A 14241-nucleotide genomic window follows, 5' to 3' on the forward strand; every position below is an offset into this window, starting at 1 on the left:
AGTGACCGGAAAAGATCAGCGCGTGGCCGTTCTCATGGGCACGAGGGATGGCGCCGCCTTTATCGGCGAACAGTTGCAATCCTTGCTCGCCCAATCATGGCCCCATGTCGATCGCTGGGTTTCCGACGACGGCTCGACGGACGCCACGCTCGCGATCCTCGAGGCGTGGCGGTCCCGCTGGAACAAGGGCTCCCTTACCGTGGTGCAGGGCCCGCGAAACGGCTTCGCCGCCAACTTCCGATGATCATCGATCCGCGCGTCGATGCCGATTACTACGCCTTTTGCGACCAGGACGATGTCTGGGAGCCGGACCGGCTGGAGAGCGCCATTCGCTGGATGGAGACACAGGATATGGCAATGCCGCTGCTGTTCTGCTCGCGCACGGCGACCATTTCGGAGACCGGCGTCCCGGCCGGCCATTCGCCGCTGTTCCGCCGCAACGCCCTGGTGCAGAGCATCGCCGGCGGCAACACCATGCTCTTCAACCGCGCGGCGCGCGACCTCCTGGCGAAGGCATCGGCAAGAACCGAATTCGTCAGCCATGACTGGTGGGCCTATCTCGTTGTCACCGCCGCCCGCGGCAAGGTCCGTTACGAGCCGCGGCCGCTGGTCAGATACCGGCAGCACGGGGCGAATCTGGTTGGCGCCAACATCTCGTGGAAGGCGAGGCTTTCGAGGCTCGGGCGGCTGTTCCAGGGCCAGTTCGCCACCTGGACGGACAGCAATCTCAGAGGCCTTGCCGTCAACCGCGACCTCGTCACACGCTATGCAGCACGCTGCCTTCGCCTGTTCATCAGGGCGCGCAAGGGCAGTGCTCTCAGGCGCTTCAGCCTGCTCGGCAAAAGCGGCGTCTACCGGCAGACCCTGATGGGCACGCTCGGCCTCTACCTTGCCTTTGGCGGCGGATCTGAGCCGTGACGGCAAAGCGGGCTTTCGACCTGACTATCGCGGCCGTCATGCTGACGGTTATGTCGCCTGTTGTGCTGATCGCCATGCTGGCGGTCAGGGCGACATCGCCCGGACCGGCCATCTTTTCGCAGCCGCGCGTCGGGCGGAGCGGCGCTGTCTTTGCCTGCCACAAGCTGCGCACCATGCATCGCAACACCCCGTCCTTGCCCACGCACGAGGCGCCTGCCGGGTCGGTCACCGCGGTGGGCAGGGTGCTGCGCTCGACCAAGATTGATGAGCTGCCGCAGCTCTGGAATGTGCTCAAAGGCGAGATGAGCCTTGTCGGTCCCCGTCCATGCCTGCCGACGCAAACGGAGCTGATCGGCCACCGGCGGCGGCTGGGCGTGCTTTCGGCGCTTCCGGGCATCACCGGGCTGGCGCAGATCAAGGGCATCGACATGTCCGATCCGAAACTCTGCGCCGAGATCGACGCTGCCTATCTGAAGGCCGCTTCGATCGGCCTCGACCTCAGGATATTGCTGGGGACATTCTACCGGGCCTGAGCGGCCTTTTCTCGCGCCAGTTCCTCAAGCCGGCCGAGCGTAGCGGTTTCCGGCATCCAACCTTCCGCGGCCAGCAGCGACGGATCGCAGATCTGGGTCGCGGTCAAGGCTTGCCATGATGGCTGCCTGCCGAGCAGCCTTGCCGCCAGCCGCAGCGGCATCGCAGGCATGGGAACAAGCCGCGGCGGACGGCCGAAACCACGCCGGAACGCGGCGATGATTTCGGACATCGCCAGCGGAGCTGCGTTGCCCGCGACATAGGCCGGGTGGAGCGGTCCCGGACGGCTGACAAGGTGCAGTACCGCGCCCGCCGCCGTGTCGGACGCGATCAGCGAGCGCACACCCGCCAGCACGCCGGCCGGCAGCGGCAGGGCGGTGTCGGCAAGCCGCATCAGCGATGCCATGTTGCCCCTCATGCTCTCCCCATAGACGGGCGGCAGGCGCAGTGCCGTGGCATCCGGGCGTCCGGCGTAAGCCTCGATCAGCCTGATCTCGCCTTCGCGTTTGGATCGGCCATAGGCGCATTGCGGGGCAGGGGCCATCGCCTCGTTGATCGTGCCGCTGAAGCCGGGACCGGCCACGGCCCGGATCGAGGAGAGATAGATGAAGCGCCCGCCGCAACGTGCGGCCGCGGCCTTGGCCAGGCGCGCGGTCAGCGTCGCATTGACGGCCTGATAGTCGGCGTCGCTGGCGTTCCGATCGTTGTTCAGCGCCGCGCAGTGGACGACATGGCTCACGCCGCGCATCAGTGTCAGGAAGGCATCGTCCGGCGCATCGGCGCCAGGCAGCGCAAAGACCTCGCCCGCAGCCTGCAGCCGTTCTGGCCGTCGGGACGCAATGCGTATGTCGAAGCCGGCCTGACGCAGCCGGCCGGTCACCTGGCGTCCGATCAGCCCCGTCGCCCCGGTGACCAGGACCTTCATGTTCGCCGGCCGGCGGCCGAAGGAATGGCTGCGCTCTTGCCGGTCGGCGGCACCGTTCGTCCGCAAGCCAGATAGGTTCCCGAAACCAGGAACACCATCAGCGTCGAATCGAGAAGGTCCTGACCGACCAGGATACCGGTCAGCCCGCCTATGAGATAGGTGACGACCGTGACGATGATCATCGTTGCGCCGAACCGTTCCGCTGGGCCGGCGCTGCGGAGCAGCGCTCTTGCCGCGTTCCAGGCCGCGACGACGAAGATCGCCGCCAAGGCGAACGCCCCTAGCAAACCGGCCTGCACCGCCGCGGTCAGAAAACCGTTATGGTAATGGTTGTAGCCTGCGTCCATGCCGAATTGATCGTGAAAACCCTGTTTCATCAGCGCCCGGCTGCCTGTGATGCCATGTCCGAAAATCGGAGCCTCGTGAAACGCCTTCGTGCCGATCTCCCACATCGCCACCCGCAGCCCAAGCGCCGTCGTATGGTCGTTCTTGGTGGTGAGCGCATCCAAGTCGCTGAAAAGGAAGTCAGCGCGATTGGCAATGACGGGAAACGCGATCGCGGCGAGCAGCAGGCAGGCGCCGCCGGCAATCAGCGCAATGCGCGCAAGTTTCAACCCGCTAAGCCGGCGCCGGTTGATCGAGAGCACGGCGATGCCCGCAAGCAGCAGCGCCAGCCAGATGATGCGGGAGCCCGAATAAAGCACAGCCAAGCTGCCCGCAAGCGCAGCGAAGGTCAGCAGCTTCCAGCGCTTTTCGATCCCCGACAGCGCGCCTGCGAGGCTCATCGCCGCGGCCAGGCAGGTCACCGTCGCGAATACGATGGCATTCCCGGCACCGCCTTCGGCCCTGGTGCCGATCCAGTAATACTGAACGACGGCGAGCAGCAGCGCGCCGAAACATGCCGCGGCGCTCGCCAGCACGACGATGCGTACAAGCACGGTCTTTTCCGTGATGCTCCAGGTCGAATAGGAGATCGGAAAGAAGAGGAAAGTGATCAGCGGCAGGAACAACCGCAGATCCGCCGCCAGCGTGCCGTTGACGATCGAAGCAAGGACGATGGCCGCGCAATAGGCACAGATCGCCACCGTCATGGCAAGCATCGACCGGTCGATGTTGAACCGCCGCCGTCTGATGGCGAGCAGAAATACGGACCAGAGCGCGCCGCCGTTGAAAACGAAGCTGACCACCGATCCCAGCACGGGCGGCGAGAAGAAGCAGACGATCGAGAAATAGATGTTGATCTGTGTCGGCGTGAGATGCCGCCGAAGCGATGTAAACGGGTTCAATGCCTTGCTTCGCAATCTTCCAGGTTGTGCGCAGACCCGCCGGGGTGCCGAACAATTGGCCTTGACCGATCCCGTTCTGCCGCGCCTCGCCCGCTCCCGCGCCGGTATAGCGGCTGGCTCCGATCTCCGATAGGGCGACCGAAGGATGTCCAGCCAAAAATCGGCGGCGTGGACGAAAGCTCTTGGAAGTCAACCTAGCCGATCGAAGCAAATAGGTTTGTTCGGCCCCTTTCAATTGCTCGGCTTGTCTGGGAGAATTTTCCGACTTATCAAGCTCACTTGGAAAATTCATTCCCAAAGCGCTGTGCCCGGCGCGGGTCTTGCATTGTTATGGGCGATGGCGATCTGCTAGAACGCCCGCGACAAGTGTCCAGGGCTTGACGGGCTGTTTTAGCAAACCGCGCCAATCGCCTGCTGCAAGGCCTGGCCGGCACGAAAGAACGCTCAATAGCTTATGAATATCGCGCTTACCCATCTGCAGCGGCTAGAGGCCGAATCCATCCACATCTTCCGTGAGGTTGCGGCCTCTTTCGCCAAGCCGGTGATGCTCTATTCGGTCGGCAAGGATTCCTCGGTGCTGATGCATTTGGCGATGAAGGCCTTCTATCCCGCCAAGCCGCCATTTCCCTTCCTGCATGTCGACACGACCTGGAAATTCCGTGAGATGATCGCCTTTCGCGATCAGATGGCGCAGAAGCTCGGCTTCGACCTGCTTGTCCATGTCAACGAAGACGGCGTGCGCGACGGCATCAACCCCTTCGATCACGGCTCGAACACCCACACCCATGTCATGAAGACGGTGGCGCTGCGCCAGGCGCTCGACAAATACGGCTTCGACGCGGCCTTCGGCGGCGCCCGTCGCGACGAGGAGAAGTCGCGCGCCAAGGAGCGCATCTTTTCCTTCCGCAATGCCCAGCATGCTTGGGACCCCAAGAACCAGCGGCCGGAAATGTGGAAGATCTTCAACACCCGGATCGCGCCGGGTGAATCGATCCGCGTCTTTCCCCTGTCCAATTGGACCGAGCTCGACATCTGGCAGTATATCTTGCAGGAGAACATCCCCATCGTACCGCTCTATTTCGCCAAGGAGCGGCCGGTCGTCGAACGCGACGGCATGCTCATCATGAAGGACGATGACCGCATGCAACTGCGCCCCGGCGAGAAAATCGAGAACCGTCTCGTGCGCTTCCGCACGCTGGGCTGCTATCCGCTGACGGGCGCCATAGAATCGGATGCCGACACGCTCGAAGCCATCGTCGGCGAGATGCTGACCGCCCGCACCTCCGAGCGCCAGGGCCGCCTCATCGACCGCGACGAGGCAGGTTCCATGGAAAAGAAGAAGCGCGAGGGGTATTTCTGAGCATGCGCCACATCCCGGCCAAGAGCCTCGCCCCAACCGATTCGATCCGCGACTACATGGCCGCGCAGGAGAAGAAATCGCTGCTGCGCTTTCTCACCTGCGGCTCGGTCGACGACGGCAAGTCGACGCTGATCGGCCGGCTGCTGTCCGATACCAAGCAGATTTTCGAGGACCAGCTCGCCGCGTTGGAGAACGATTCTCGCAAGCACGGCACCACCGGCGACGACATCGACTTCGCGCTGCTCGTCGACGGGCTGGAGGCCGAGCGCGAGCAGGGCATCACAATCGACGTCGCCTACCGCTTCTTCGCCACCCCGAAGCGCAAGTTCATCGTCGCCGACACGCCCGGCCATGAGCAATACACGCGCAACATGGCGACGGGCGCTTCGACCGCCGACCTCGCCATCGTGCTGATCGATGCGCGCCAGGGCGTGCTGCGCCAGACCCGGCGCCATTCGATCATCGCCTCGCTGCTCGGCATCCGCCACATCGTCCTTGCCGTCAACAAGATCGACCTCGTCGGCTTCGACAAGACCGTGTTCGACCGGATCGTCGCCGACTACGGCGAATTCGCGCAAAGCCTGGGCTTCAACAGTATCGTGCCGATTCCGATGTCGGCGCGCTTCGGCGACAATGTCACCAGCCGCTCGGAGCGAACGCCCTGGTATTCCGGGCCGTCGCTTATCGAGCATCTGGAAACCGTGTCTGTCGACGAGGCGGCGATCGAATTGCCGTTCCGCTTCCCCGTCCAGTATGTGAACCGTCCCAATCTCGATTTTCGCGGCTTTGCCGGAACCATTGCATCCGGTTCCGTTTCCAAAGGCGACGAGGTCGTGGTCGCCAAATCGGGCAGGGCCTCCCGGGTCAAGCGCATCGTCGCGCATGGCGGCGACCTTGAGCAGGCTGTTGCCGGCCAGGCCATCACGCTCGTCCTCGAGGACGAGGTCGAGGTTTCGCGCGGCAACATGCTGGTATCGCCGGCCGCACGTCCGCAGGTCGCCGACCAGTTCGCCGCCAATCTGGTCTGGTTCGACGAGCAGGCCCTGCTGCCCGGCCGGTCCTATATCCTGCGCACCGAAACCGATCAGGTGAGCGCGACCGTCACCGATCTGAAATACCGCGTCAACGTCAACGATTTCGCGCATGAAGCGGCGAAGTCCCTCGACCTCAACGAGGTCGGGGTGTGCAACCTGTCGACCCGGGCGCCGATCGCCTTCGATCCCTTCGCCGAGAACCGCACGACCGGCGCCTTCATCCTGATCGACCGCATCAGCAACGCCACCGTCGGCGCCGGGATGATCCTGCATTCGCTGCGCCGCGCCGAGAACATCCATTGGCAATCGCTCGACGTCGGCAAGCGCGGCCGCTCCGACCTGAAGAACCAGCGCCCGGCGGTGTTCTGGTTCACCGGTCTGTCCGGTTCCGGCAAGTCGACGATCGCAAATCTTTTCGAGAGGAAGCTGTTCGCGTCCGGCCGCCACACCTACATCCTCGACGGCGACAATGTCCGCCACGGCCTCAACCGCGATCTCGGCTTCACCGACGCGGATCGGGTCGAAAACATCCGCCGCGTCGCCGAAGTGGCCAAGCTGATGGCCGATGCGGGCCTGATCGTCATCGTCTCGTTCATTTCGCCCTTCAGCGCCGAGCGGCGCATGGCGCGCGAGCTGATGGGCGAGGGGGAATTCGTAGAGGTGTTCGTCGACACGCCGTTCGAGGAATGCGCCCGCCGCGACCCGAAGGGCCTTTACGCCCGCGCCTTGAGCGGCGAGATCAAGAACTTCACCGGCGTCGATTCTCCCTACGAGACGCCGGAGAACCCCGAGATCCACCTCGAGACTCTCGGCAGGACGCCCGAGGAGATGGCGGAAGCCCTGGAACACTGGCTGACGGAGCGCGACGTTGCCGAAGAGCAGTATGACGATGGCGGCGGCATCTGACGACGCGGCAATGCTTGGCGTGTTCGAGCGCCTCGCGCTCGATGCCGGCCGTGCGGTGATGCGCGTTTTCCACGAAGGCTGCGCCGTCGATAGCAAGTCCGACTCCTCGCCGGTGACGGAAGCCGATCGCGAAAGCGAAAAGATCATCCTGGCCGGCCTGCGCACCGCTTATCCGGAGATCCCCTGCGTCGCCGAGGAGGAGGTTGCGGCGGGTGTTGCCACGCCCGACCTCGACGGCGCCTTCTTCCTCGTCGATCCGCTCGACGGCACCAAGGAATTCGTCAACCGCCGCACCGATTTTACCGTCAACATTGCGCTGGTGCGCCACGGCGTGCCGGAAGTCGGCGTCGTGTTCGCGCCTTGCACAGGACGTTTCTTCTCCGGTCGGCCGGGAACGGCGGAAGCGATCGACGTTGACGGCGACTATCGTGTCGCCGGCCGTCGGCCAATCACCGTGCGGGCAGGCGGCACGCCGCTCGCCGTCGTCGCCAGCCGCTCGCACAACACGCCGGAAACCGAAGCCTTCATTCGCGATCTCGGCGCCACCGACATCGTCTCGATAGGCTCGTCGCTGAAATTCTGCCTGCTCGCCGCCGCCGAGGCCGACGTTTATCCGCGCTTCGGTCGCACCATGGAATGGGATACGGCGGCCGGCGATGCGGTGCTGCGCGCCGCCGGCGGCATGACCCGCACGCTGGACGGCCAGCCGCTCCTCTACGGCAAACGCAACCAGGCCGCTGACACGGATTTCGCCAACCCGTCCTTCATTGCGACGGGGAAGGGCGTGGAGGTTTAATCTCCTCCTGAAGGGGGGAGATCAGGCAGCCGCGACCTGCGCCGAGTTCGAGCCGATATAATTGCGGATCGTCTCGATGATCTTGTCCTGGTCGGCTTCGCTGAGGTAGGCGTGCATCGGCAGACAGAGGATCTGCTTCGGCAGCTTTTCCGAAACCGTAAGACCGGTCGGCGTACGCGGATAATCGCGGTAGGCGATTTGTTCGTGCAGCGGCTTCACGTAATAGATGACCGACGGGATGCCTTTTTCGCCGAGATGCGCCTTCAACCCGTCGCGCTTCGGCGTCTCGATGGCATATTGTGCCCAGGCCGAGCGGCCGTGGCCGAGATTGCGTGATGCCTTGACGATGTCGCCAAGCCCGTTGGCGTAACGGTCGGCGACCGCCTGGCGGGCCACCATCTCTTCCTCGAGGATGGCGAGCTTCTCGATCAGGATCGCCGCCTGCAGCGTGTCGAGGCGGGAATTGATGCCGACGCGGATGTTGTCGTACTGCGTCTCGCCCTTGCCGTGGAAGGCGAAGGAGCGCAGCTTGTCGGCGAGCGCAGCATCATTGGTGAACATCGCGCCGCCATCGCCGTAGCAGCCGAGCGGCTTGGCCGGATAGAAGCTGGTCGAGCCGACATGGCCGAAGGCGCCGCACATCGTGCCGTCGGCCGAGCCGCCCATCGACTGGGCGGCGTCCTCGATCACCAGCAGGCTCTCGCGCTTTGCGATCGCCATGATCGCCTCGTAATCGGCGGCAAGTCCGAACAGGTCGACCGGGATGATCGCCTTCGGCTTCAGCCTTCCTTGCTTCTTGATCATGTCGATCGCCGCCTCGAGGCTGGCGATATCGATGTTGTAGGTGTCGGGATCGACGTCGACGAAGACAGGCTCGGCCTTGGCGAGCGCCACCACTTCGGCCGTCGCGGCGAAGGTGAAGCTTGGCACGAACACGGCATCGCCCGGACCGATGCCGGCCGCAAACAGCGGTAGAAGCAGCGCATCGGTGCCGTTGGCGCAGGCCACCACATGCTTGACGCCGACGTAAGCCGCGAGCTTGTTCTCGAATTCTGCGACTTGCGGGCCGAGGATGTAACGGCCGTCTTCGACCACCGTGTCGATCGCGGCCTTCAGCCGGTCGCGGATTCGTTCGCGCTGCGCGCCAAGATCGATGAACTGCATGTCGGCCTCAGATGCTGCCAGTAAACCGGCCCGCTGGTACCAGACTTGCCACGGCTGAAAAAGCCGCCCATGGCCAGGGCGAATTGCGCAAGTGTCGCAGCCTGTTACCGTTTTTTGCCTGCGCCTTGCCAGAAGAAGCCGGAAATGCGGGCTTCCAAGCGTATTCGAAGCGGCTCTTGTCGCGCTGTTCCGGCCCTTCGAAACATAAAGTGATCGCTCGGGCACGGGCCGCTGGCGAGACCGGGCAACCGATCAGGCGATTTCGTGCCGCCATGGCGGGTTGGCGCCGGCCCGAGATACCGTCACCGCGGCTGCCTTGGCGCCAAGCTCCAGCGCGCTGCGGATGGCTTCCTCCGAGAGGCCGCCGATCGCTGCCTTGGTGAGCAGACCCTGCTCGTGCAGCGAGGCAAGGATGCCGGCATTGAAGGTGTCGCCCGCGCCGACGGTGTCGACCACCTTCACCTTCCGCGGCACCACCGTGACCTTGTGCTCCCTGCTGTAGCCGACGGCGCCTTCGCTGCCATGGGTGACGACGATCAGGCTGGGACCGCGGTCAAGCCAGTTGCGCACGACCTCCTCGTGCGAGCCCGCTTCGTCGAACCAGTTGAGGTCTTCGTCCGACAGTTTGACGATGTCGGCCATCGCCATCATCTCGCGGATGCGCCTCAGATGCTTGGCCTTGTCCGGAATGAAGTTGGGCCGGATGTTGGGGTCGAGCATCATCAATCGGCTGTTGTGCTCGCGCCGCATGAACTCCTCATAGGCCGATCCCGCCGGTTCCGAGATCAGGCTGATCGCGCCGAACAGCATCGCCTCGATCTCGGCGCCGAGCTTCGGCAGGTCCTCGATGGCGAGCATGCGCCCGGCGGTGTTCTCGTCGTAGAACGTATAGGTCGCCTGGCCATCGGTGAGCCGCACGAAGGCGAGCGTGGTCGGCTTGGGCGAGGTGTGCGCATAGGTCGAGCTCACCTTGCTGGCTCCCAGCGCCTCGCGGAGCTGGCCGCCGAACAGGTCGGAGGAGAGACCTGAGAAGAAGCCTGCCGGAGCGCCCAGCCGTCCGAGCGCGACCGCCGTGTTGAACACCGCTCCGCCGACATAAGGCGCGAAGGCCGCTTCGCCTTCCGCCGTCGTGCGCGGCAGCATGTCGATCAGGGCTTCGCCACAGCAGAGGATCATTGTGTCTCGGTCTCCGGCGGATGGATCACGCCCTTACGGATGATGATGTTGGCATAAAGCCTTGGCTCGCTGGTCGCGACGATCGCATGCGCGGCCTTGACGCGTGCATAGAAGTCGGCCCCCGCCAGCGCAATCACCTTGCGGCCCGGCGCGCGTTTGGCGCAGACCGCTTCCATCTCGTGATGCACGGGATCGGCGAGCGCCGGATCGCCTTTGACCGAGGCGCGGAACAGGGCCTCCGGCACCGCCGCATCCACCGGCAGCACGCTCAAAACGGCGTCCAGCACCGAAATGACGGCATGGCCGTCGGCGCGGATCAGCCTGCGCGCCTGTTCCTCGGCCGGATAATTGCCGTCGACGATGGCGATCTCGTCGCCATGGCCCATGGCTCTGAGCGTCGCCAGAAGCTGCGGGCCGAGCAGCGACGGAATGCCGATCAGCATGGTCAGGCGCTCCTGGAAATCGTCGTCGGTCCGATCAGGAAGCGTTCGGAAAGCGGCAGGCTGGCGCCGCCAAGCGCCCGCGCATGGATGCCGACCGTTCCTTCGCGTACGACCGGCAGCTTCAGCCCCTCGGCGTCGATACCGGTGATCGCGTCCGTCACCGCATCGACAAGCCTCCGCCGCACGTCGAGCGGCATCCAGCCGTCGATCACCGCGGCCTCGAAATCGATGACCGACGAGGCGGCAACGATCGCATAGGCCAGCGCTTGTGCAGCACTTGCGATCCAGTCGTCGAGCTCGGCGCCGATCTCGCCCCATTCCTGCGGCGAGGTCCACAGATAGGAGCCGTCGATGCCCTTGGCGCTCAGCGCCCTTTCCAGCATGGCGATCGAGGCGACATCGATAAGCTGTGTCGGCTTGCCGTCCGGCCCGGGCACCGGCATCGAACCCAGGGCGCCGGCATTGCCGGTCGGCCCGCCGAACAGGCGGCCGTTGAGCACGATGCCGCCGCCGGCAAAGGCGCCGATATAGAAATAGACGAAGTCGCGCGCCGCGCCTGCCTGGCCGAAGACGAGCTCTGCCCCGCAAGCGGACGTGGCGTCGTTCTGCAGATAGACCGGAAAGTCGCATTGGGACTGGATGTCGGCGCGGATGTCGCGATGGCGCCATTCATCCATGATCTCGCGCGGCGCGCCGGCTGTGTCGGCCCAGCTCCAAAGCTCGAACGGCATGGCGATCCCGAGCCCGGCGATGCGCTTGTCCTGTGCCGGTGTCAGCTCGCCGCGCATTTGTTTAATCCCAGCGCCGACGAACTCCACCGTCTCGCGCGGCGCCGGATAACGATAGGAATTCTGCAGCATCGATCGCACATTGCCGAGGAAGTCGATCAGCACCAGCTCGGCGCTGCGGCGGCCGATTTTGAGACCGATGAAGAAAGCTCCTTCCGGATTGAGCGCCATCGGGATCGACGGCTGGCCGATCTTGCCGCGCAGCGGCGCCTGGCGCACGAGCAGCTTGTCCTCTTCCAGCTCCCGCATGATGACGGATACCGTCTGGGCCGACAGCCCGGTCATGCGCGCGATGTCGGATTTGGCGAGGCTGCCATGCTGGCGCACCAGTGACAGCACCAGCCTTTCATTGTGGTCGCGCATGCCGCTCTGGTTCGTGCCGCGATGCAGCCGGCTCTCCAGAGCCTCGGGCGAACCGTGCCTCGCAATGCCGGTCTCCACCCTGTTCCTCCCGTCGGTTTCCCCACACTGGCTTTTCGTTCAGAATGAGTGAACAGCGCAAGTCTGTCAATAATAAATAAGAGTGATTTAATTATTGACAGATGATGCGGACTGGTGTCTTTTGGGGTGGCGTCCACGCTGGGAAAAATGGTTGGATGCGCTCGAGGCGCCGGGTTGGCCGGCGTCCGGAATGGTTCCATTGGGAGGAAATCGTGACCAAGAAATCGCTGCTGAAGTCCACCGTATTCGCGGCGGCCGGGCTGGGCCTGCTCGCATTCGCCTCGTCCGCATCGGCTGCGGGCGTCGGCGCCTGCCTGATCACCAAGACCGACACCAATCCCTTCTTCGTGAAGATGAAGGAAGGCGCCACCGCCAAGGCCAAGGAACTCGGCGTCGACCTGAAGACCTATGCCGGCAAGATCGACGGCGACAGCGAGAGCCAGGTCGCGGCGATCGAGAGCTGCATTGCCGACGGCGCCAAGGGCATCCTGATCACCGCCTCTGACACCAAGGGCATCGTGCCGACGGTGAAGAAGGCGCGTGACGCCGGCCTGCTGGTGATCGCCCTCGACACGCCGCTCGATCCGATCGACGCTGCCGACGCGACCTTCGCCACCGACAATCTGGAGGCCGGCAAGCTGATCGGCGCCTGGGCCGCCGCCACGCTCGGCGACAAGGCCAAGGACGCCAAGATCGGCTTCCTCGACCTCACTCCCTCGCAGCCGACCGTCGACGTTCTGCGCGACCAGGGCTTCATGATGGGCTACGGCATCGACGTGAAGGATCCCAACAAGATCGGCGACGAGGACGATCCGCGCATCGTCGGCCACGACGTGACCAACGGCAACGAGGAAGGCGGCCGCAAGGCGATGGAGAACCTCCTGCAAAAGGACAACACCATCAACGTCATCCACACCATCAACGAGCCGGCCGCAGTCGGTGCCTACCAGGCGCTCAAGGCCGTCGGTCTGGAAAAGCAGGTGCTGATCGTTTCGGTCGACGGCGGCTGCCCGGGCGTCAAGTCGGTTGCCGAGGGCGTTATCGGCGCCACCTCGCAGCAGTACCCGCTGCAGATGGCGGCGCTCGGCATCGAGGCGATCGCCAAATTTGCCAAGGACGGAACGAAGCCGAAGCCGACCGAAGGGAAGAACTTCTTCGACACCGGCGTCAATCTCGTCACCGACAAGCCGGCCAACGGCGTCAAGTCGATCGACACCAAGGAAGGCCTCGCCAAGTGCTGGGGCTGACGCTCTGACGGTTCACAAAGCTTGCGGCTGGGGGCTTGATCCCCGGCCGCATCGGGTGGACGATGCGCCTTCGTCAAGCGCGGACAATCCTGGCGACAGACCGGAAGAGGCGTCGACGGCGCGCGCAGCAATGAGAAGGCTGTGCGCATACGGGAGGATACATGTCTCAGATTCAGGAATTCGAGAAGGTACTTTCGGGCAGCGACTCCAGCGTCGCGGCCTTCGACGAGCACGGCAAGTCGTTGGTCAAGCGCGCCCAGCATTTCCTGCACTCCACGCCGGCGGCGGTGCCGCTGATCGTGCTGGTGCTGTCGGTCATCATCTTCGGCGTTGCCATCGGCGGCCGCTTCTTTTCGTCCTACACGCTGACGCTGATCCTGCAGCAGATCGCCATCGTCGGCATCCTGGGGGCTGCCCAGACGCTGGTCATCCTGACCGCCGGCATCGATCTTTCGATCGGCGTGGTGATGGTCATCTCGGCGGTGGTCATGGGCAACTGCGCCATCACCTACGGCATGCCGACAATCCTGGCCGTGGTGCTTGGGCTTGGCGCAGGCGCGGTTTGCGGCATGCTCAACGGCTTGTTGGTCGCCTATATGAAATTGCCGCCCTTCATCGTGACACTGGGCACCTGGAACATCGTCATGGCCACCAATTTCATCTACTCGGCCAATGAGACGATCCGCGACGCCGATGTCGACGCTCAGGCGCCGCTGCTGCATCTCTTCGCGCTGAGCTTCAGGGTCGGCTCCGCCGTGCTGACGGCCGGCGTCATCGCCATGGTCCTGTTGGTGCTGCTCTTGTGGTATGTGCTCAACCACACGGCGTGGGGCCGCCATGTCTATGCCGTAGGCGACGACCCGGAAGCGGCGAAACTCTCCGGTATCCAGACCAAGTCTGTGCTGATGGCCGTCTATACGCTTGCCGGTCTGATCGCCGCCTTCGCTGCCTGGGTGTCGATCGGCCGCAACGGCTCGATCTCGCCGTCCGCCGCCGTCACCGACTACAATCTGCAAGCGATCACCGCGACCGTGATCGGGGGCATCTCGCTCTTTGGCGGCCGCGGCTCCATCCTCGGCACGCTGTTCGGCGCCATGATCGTCGGCGTCGTCTCGATGGGCCTCAACATGCTGGGCGCTGACCCGCAATGGAAAGTGCTGCTCACCGGTGTCCTGATTATCGGCGCCGTGGCGATCGACCAGTGGATCAGAAAGGTTTCGGTGTAA

General features: G+C 64.3%; 14 protein-coding genes. 8 read left to right on the plus strand and 6 right to left on the minus strand.

Going from position 1 to position 14241, the window contains the following annotated elements:
- The first annotated feature begins 1 nt into the window (after position 1).
- From P9254_RS26985 to P9254_RS26995, 3 genes are read left to right on the plus strand one after another with little or no spacing between them, the layout of a single operon-like run.
- Positions 2-244, plus strand: a complete 243-nt coding sequence (locus tag P9254_RS26985) for a glycosyltransferase (protein ID WP_278056141.1) — start codon at positions 2-4, stop codon at positions 242-244.
- On the plus strand, positions 241-918 hold the full coding sequence (locus P9254_RS26990; protein WP_278056142.1) for a glycosyltransferase family 2 protein: 678 nt from the start codon (positions 241-243) through the stop codon (positions 916-918). Before P9254_RS26985 ends, P9254_RS26990 begins: the two co-directional genes overlap by 4 nt.
- Positions 919-956: 38 nt before the next feature.
- The gene (locus P9254_RS26995) at positions 957-1451 is read left to right on the plus strand and encodes a sugar transferase (protein WP_278056530.1); all 495 of its coding nucleotides are present in this window, start codon (positions 957-959) and stop codon (positions 1449-1451) included.
- Here P9254_RS26995 and P9254_RS27000 read toward each other — a convergent pair.
- Both P9254_RS27000 and P9254_RS27005 read right to left on the minus strand, forming a co-directional pair.
- Positions 1439-2374, minus strand: a complete 936-nt coding sequence (locus tag P9254_RS27000; protein ID WP_095823922.1) for an NAD-dependent epimerase/dehydratase family protein — start codon at positions 2372-2374, stop codon at positions 1439-1441. The two genes, P9254_RS26995 and P9254_RS27000, sit on opposite strands and share 13 nt — an antisense overlap.
- Positions 2371-3660 carry an O-antigen ligase family protein gene (locus tag P9254_RS27005; RefSeq protein ID WP_278056145.1) on the minus strand — a complete coding sequence of 430 codons (1290 nt, stop codon included), beginning with the start codon at positions 3658-3660 and terminating at the stop codon, positions 2371-2373. Before P9254_RS27005 ends, P9254_RS27000 begins: the two co-directional genes overlap by 4 nt.
- A 454-nt stretch (positions 3661-4114) precedes the next feature.
- Here P9254_RS27005 and cysD point away from each other — a divergent pair, with 454 nt between their 5' ends.
- From cysD to cysQ, 3 genes are read left to right on the plus strand one after another with little or no spacing between them, the layout of a single operon-like run.
- Positions 4115-5020 carry a sulfate adenylyltransferase subunit CysD gene (cysD, locus tag P9254_RS27010; protein ID WP_066997810.1) on the plus strand — a complete coding sequence of 302 codons (906 nt, stop codon included), beginning with the start codon at positions 4115-4117 and terminating at the stop codon, positions 5018-5020.
- Between the two features lie 2 nt (positions 5021-5022).
- Positions 5023-6960 carry a sulfate adenylyltransferase subunit CysN gene (cysN, locus tag P9254_RS27015; RefSeq protein WP_278056147.1) on the plus strand — a complete coding sequence of 646 codons (1938 nt, stop codon included), beginning with the start codon at positions 5023-5025 and terminating at the stop codon, positions 6958-6960.
- A gap of 10 nt (positions 6961-6970) precedes the next feature.
- Positions 6971-7756, plus strand: a complete 786-nt coding sequence (cysQ, locus tag P9254_RS27020; protein ID WP_278056544.1) for a 3'(2'),5'-bisphosphate nucleotidase CysQ — start codon at positions 6971-6973, stop codon at positions 7754-7756.
- A gap of 21 nt (positions 7757-7777) precedes the next feature.
- On the opposite strand, the gene P9254_RS27025 is transcribed toward cysQ, so the two are convergent.
- The 4 genes from P9254_RS27025 to P9254_RS27040 all read right to left on the minus strand — a co-directional run bounded on the left by P9254_RS27025 (position 7778) and on the right by P9254_RS27040 (position 11768).
- Positions 7778-8920 carry a DegT/DnrJ/EryC1/StrS family aminotransferase gene (locus P9254_RS27025; RefSeq protein WP_127241329.1) on the minus strand — a complete coding sequence of 381 codons (1143 nt, stop codon included), beginning with the start codon at positions 8918-8920 and terminating at the stop codon, positions 7778-7780.
- A 252-nt stretch (positions 8921-9172) separates the two neighbouring features.
- Positions 9173-10096, minus strand: coding sequence for a carbohydrate kinase family protein (locus P9254_RS27030; RefSeq protein WP_278056150.1), 924 nt, complete (start codon positions 10094-10096; stop codon positions 9173-9175).
- Positions 10093-10539, minus strand: coding sequence for an RbsD/FucU family protein (locus P9254_RS27035; protein ID WP_278056151.1), 447 nt, complete (start codon positions 10537-10539; stop codon positions 10093-10095). Before P9254_RS27035 ends, P9254_RS27030 begins: the two co-directional genes overlap by 4 nt.
- A 2-nt stretch (positions 10540-10541) precedes the next feature.
- On the minus strand, positions 10542-11768 hold the full coding sequence (locus P9254_RS27040; RefSeq protein WP_278056152.1) for an ROK family transcriptional regulator: 1227 nt from the start codon (positions 11766-11768) through the stop codon (positions 10542-10544).
- Between the two features lie 212 nt (positions 11769-11980).
- Between P9254_RS27040 and P9254_RS27045 the strand changes: the two genes are divergently transcribed.
- A complete protein-coding gene (locus tag P9254_RS27045; RefSeq protein WP_066998169.1) occupies positions 11981-13015 on the plus strand; it encodes a sugar ABC transporter substrate-binding protein in 1035 nt (344 codons plus the stop codon).
- A 161-nt stretch (positions 13016-13176) separates the two neighbouring features.
- Positions 13177-14241, plus strand: coding sequence for an ABC transporter permease (locus P9254_RS27050; RefSeq protein WP_278056153.1), 1065 nt, complete (start codon positions 13177-13179; stop codon positions 14239-14241).

This window comes from Mesorhizobium sp. WSM4983, assembly GCF_029625765.1.
GTDB lineage: Bacteria > Pseudomonadota > Alphaproteobacteria > Rhizobiales > Rhizobiaceae > Mesorhizobium.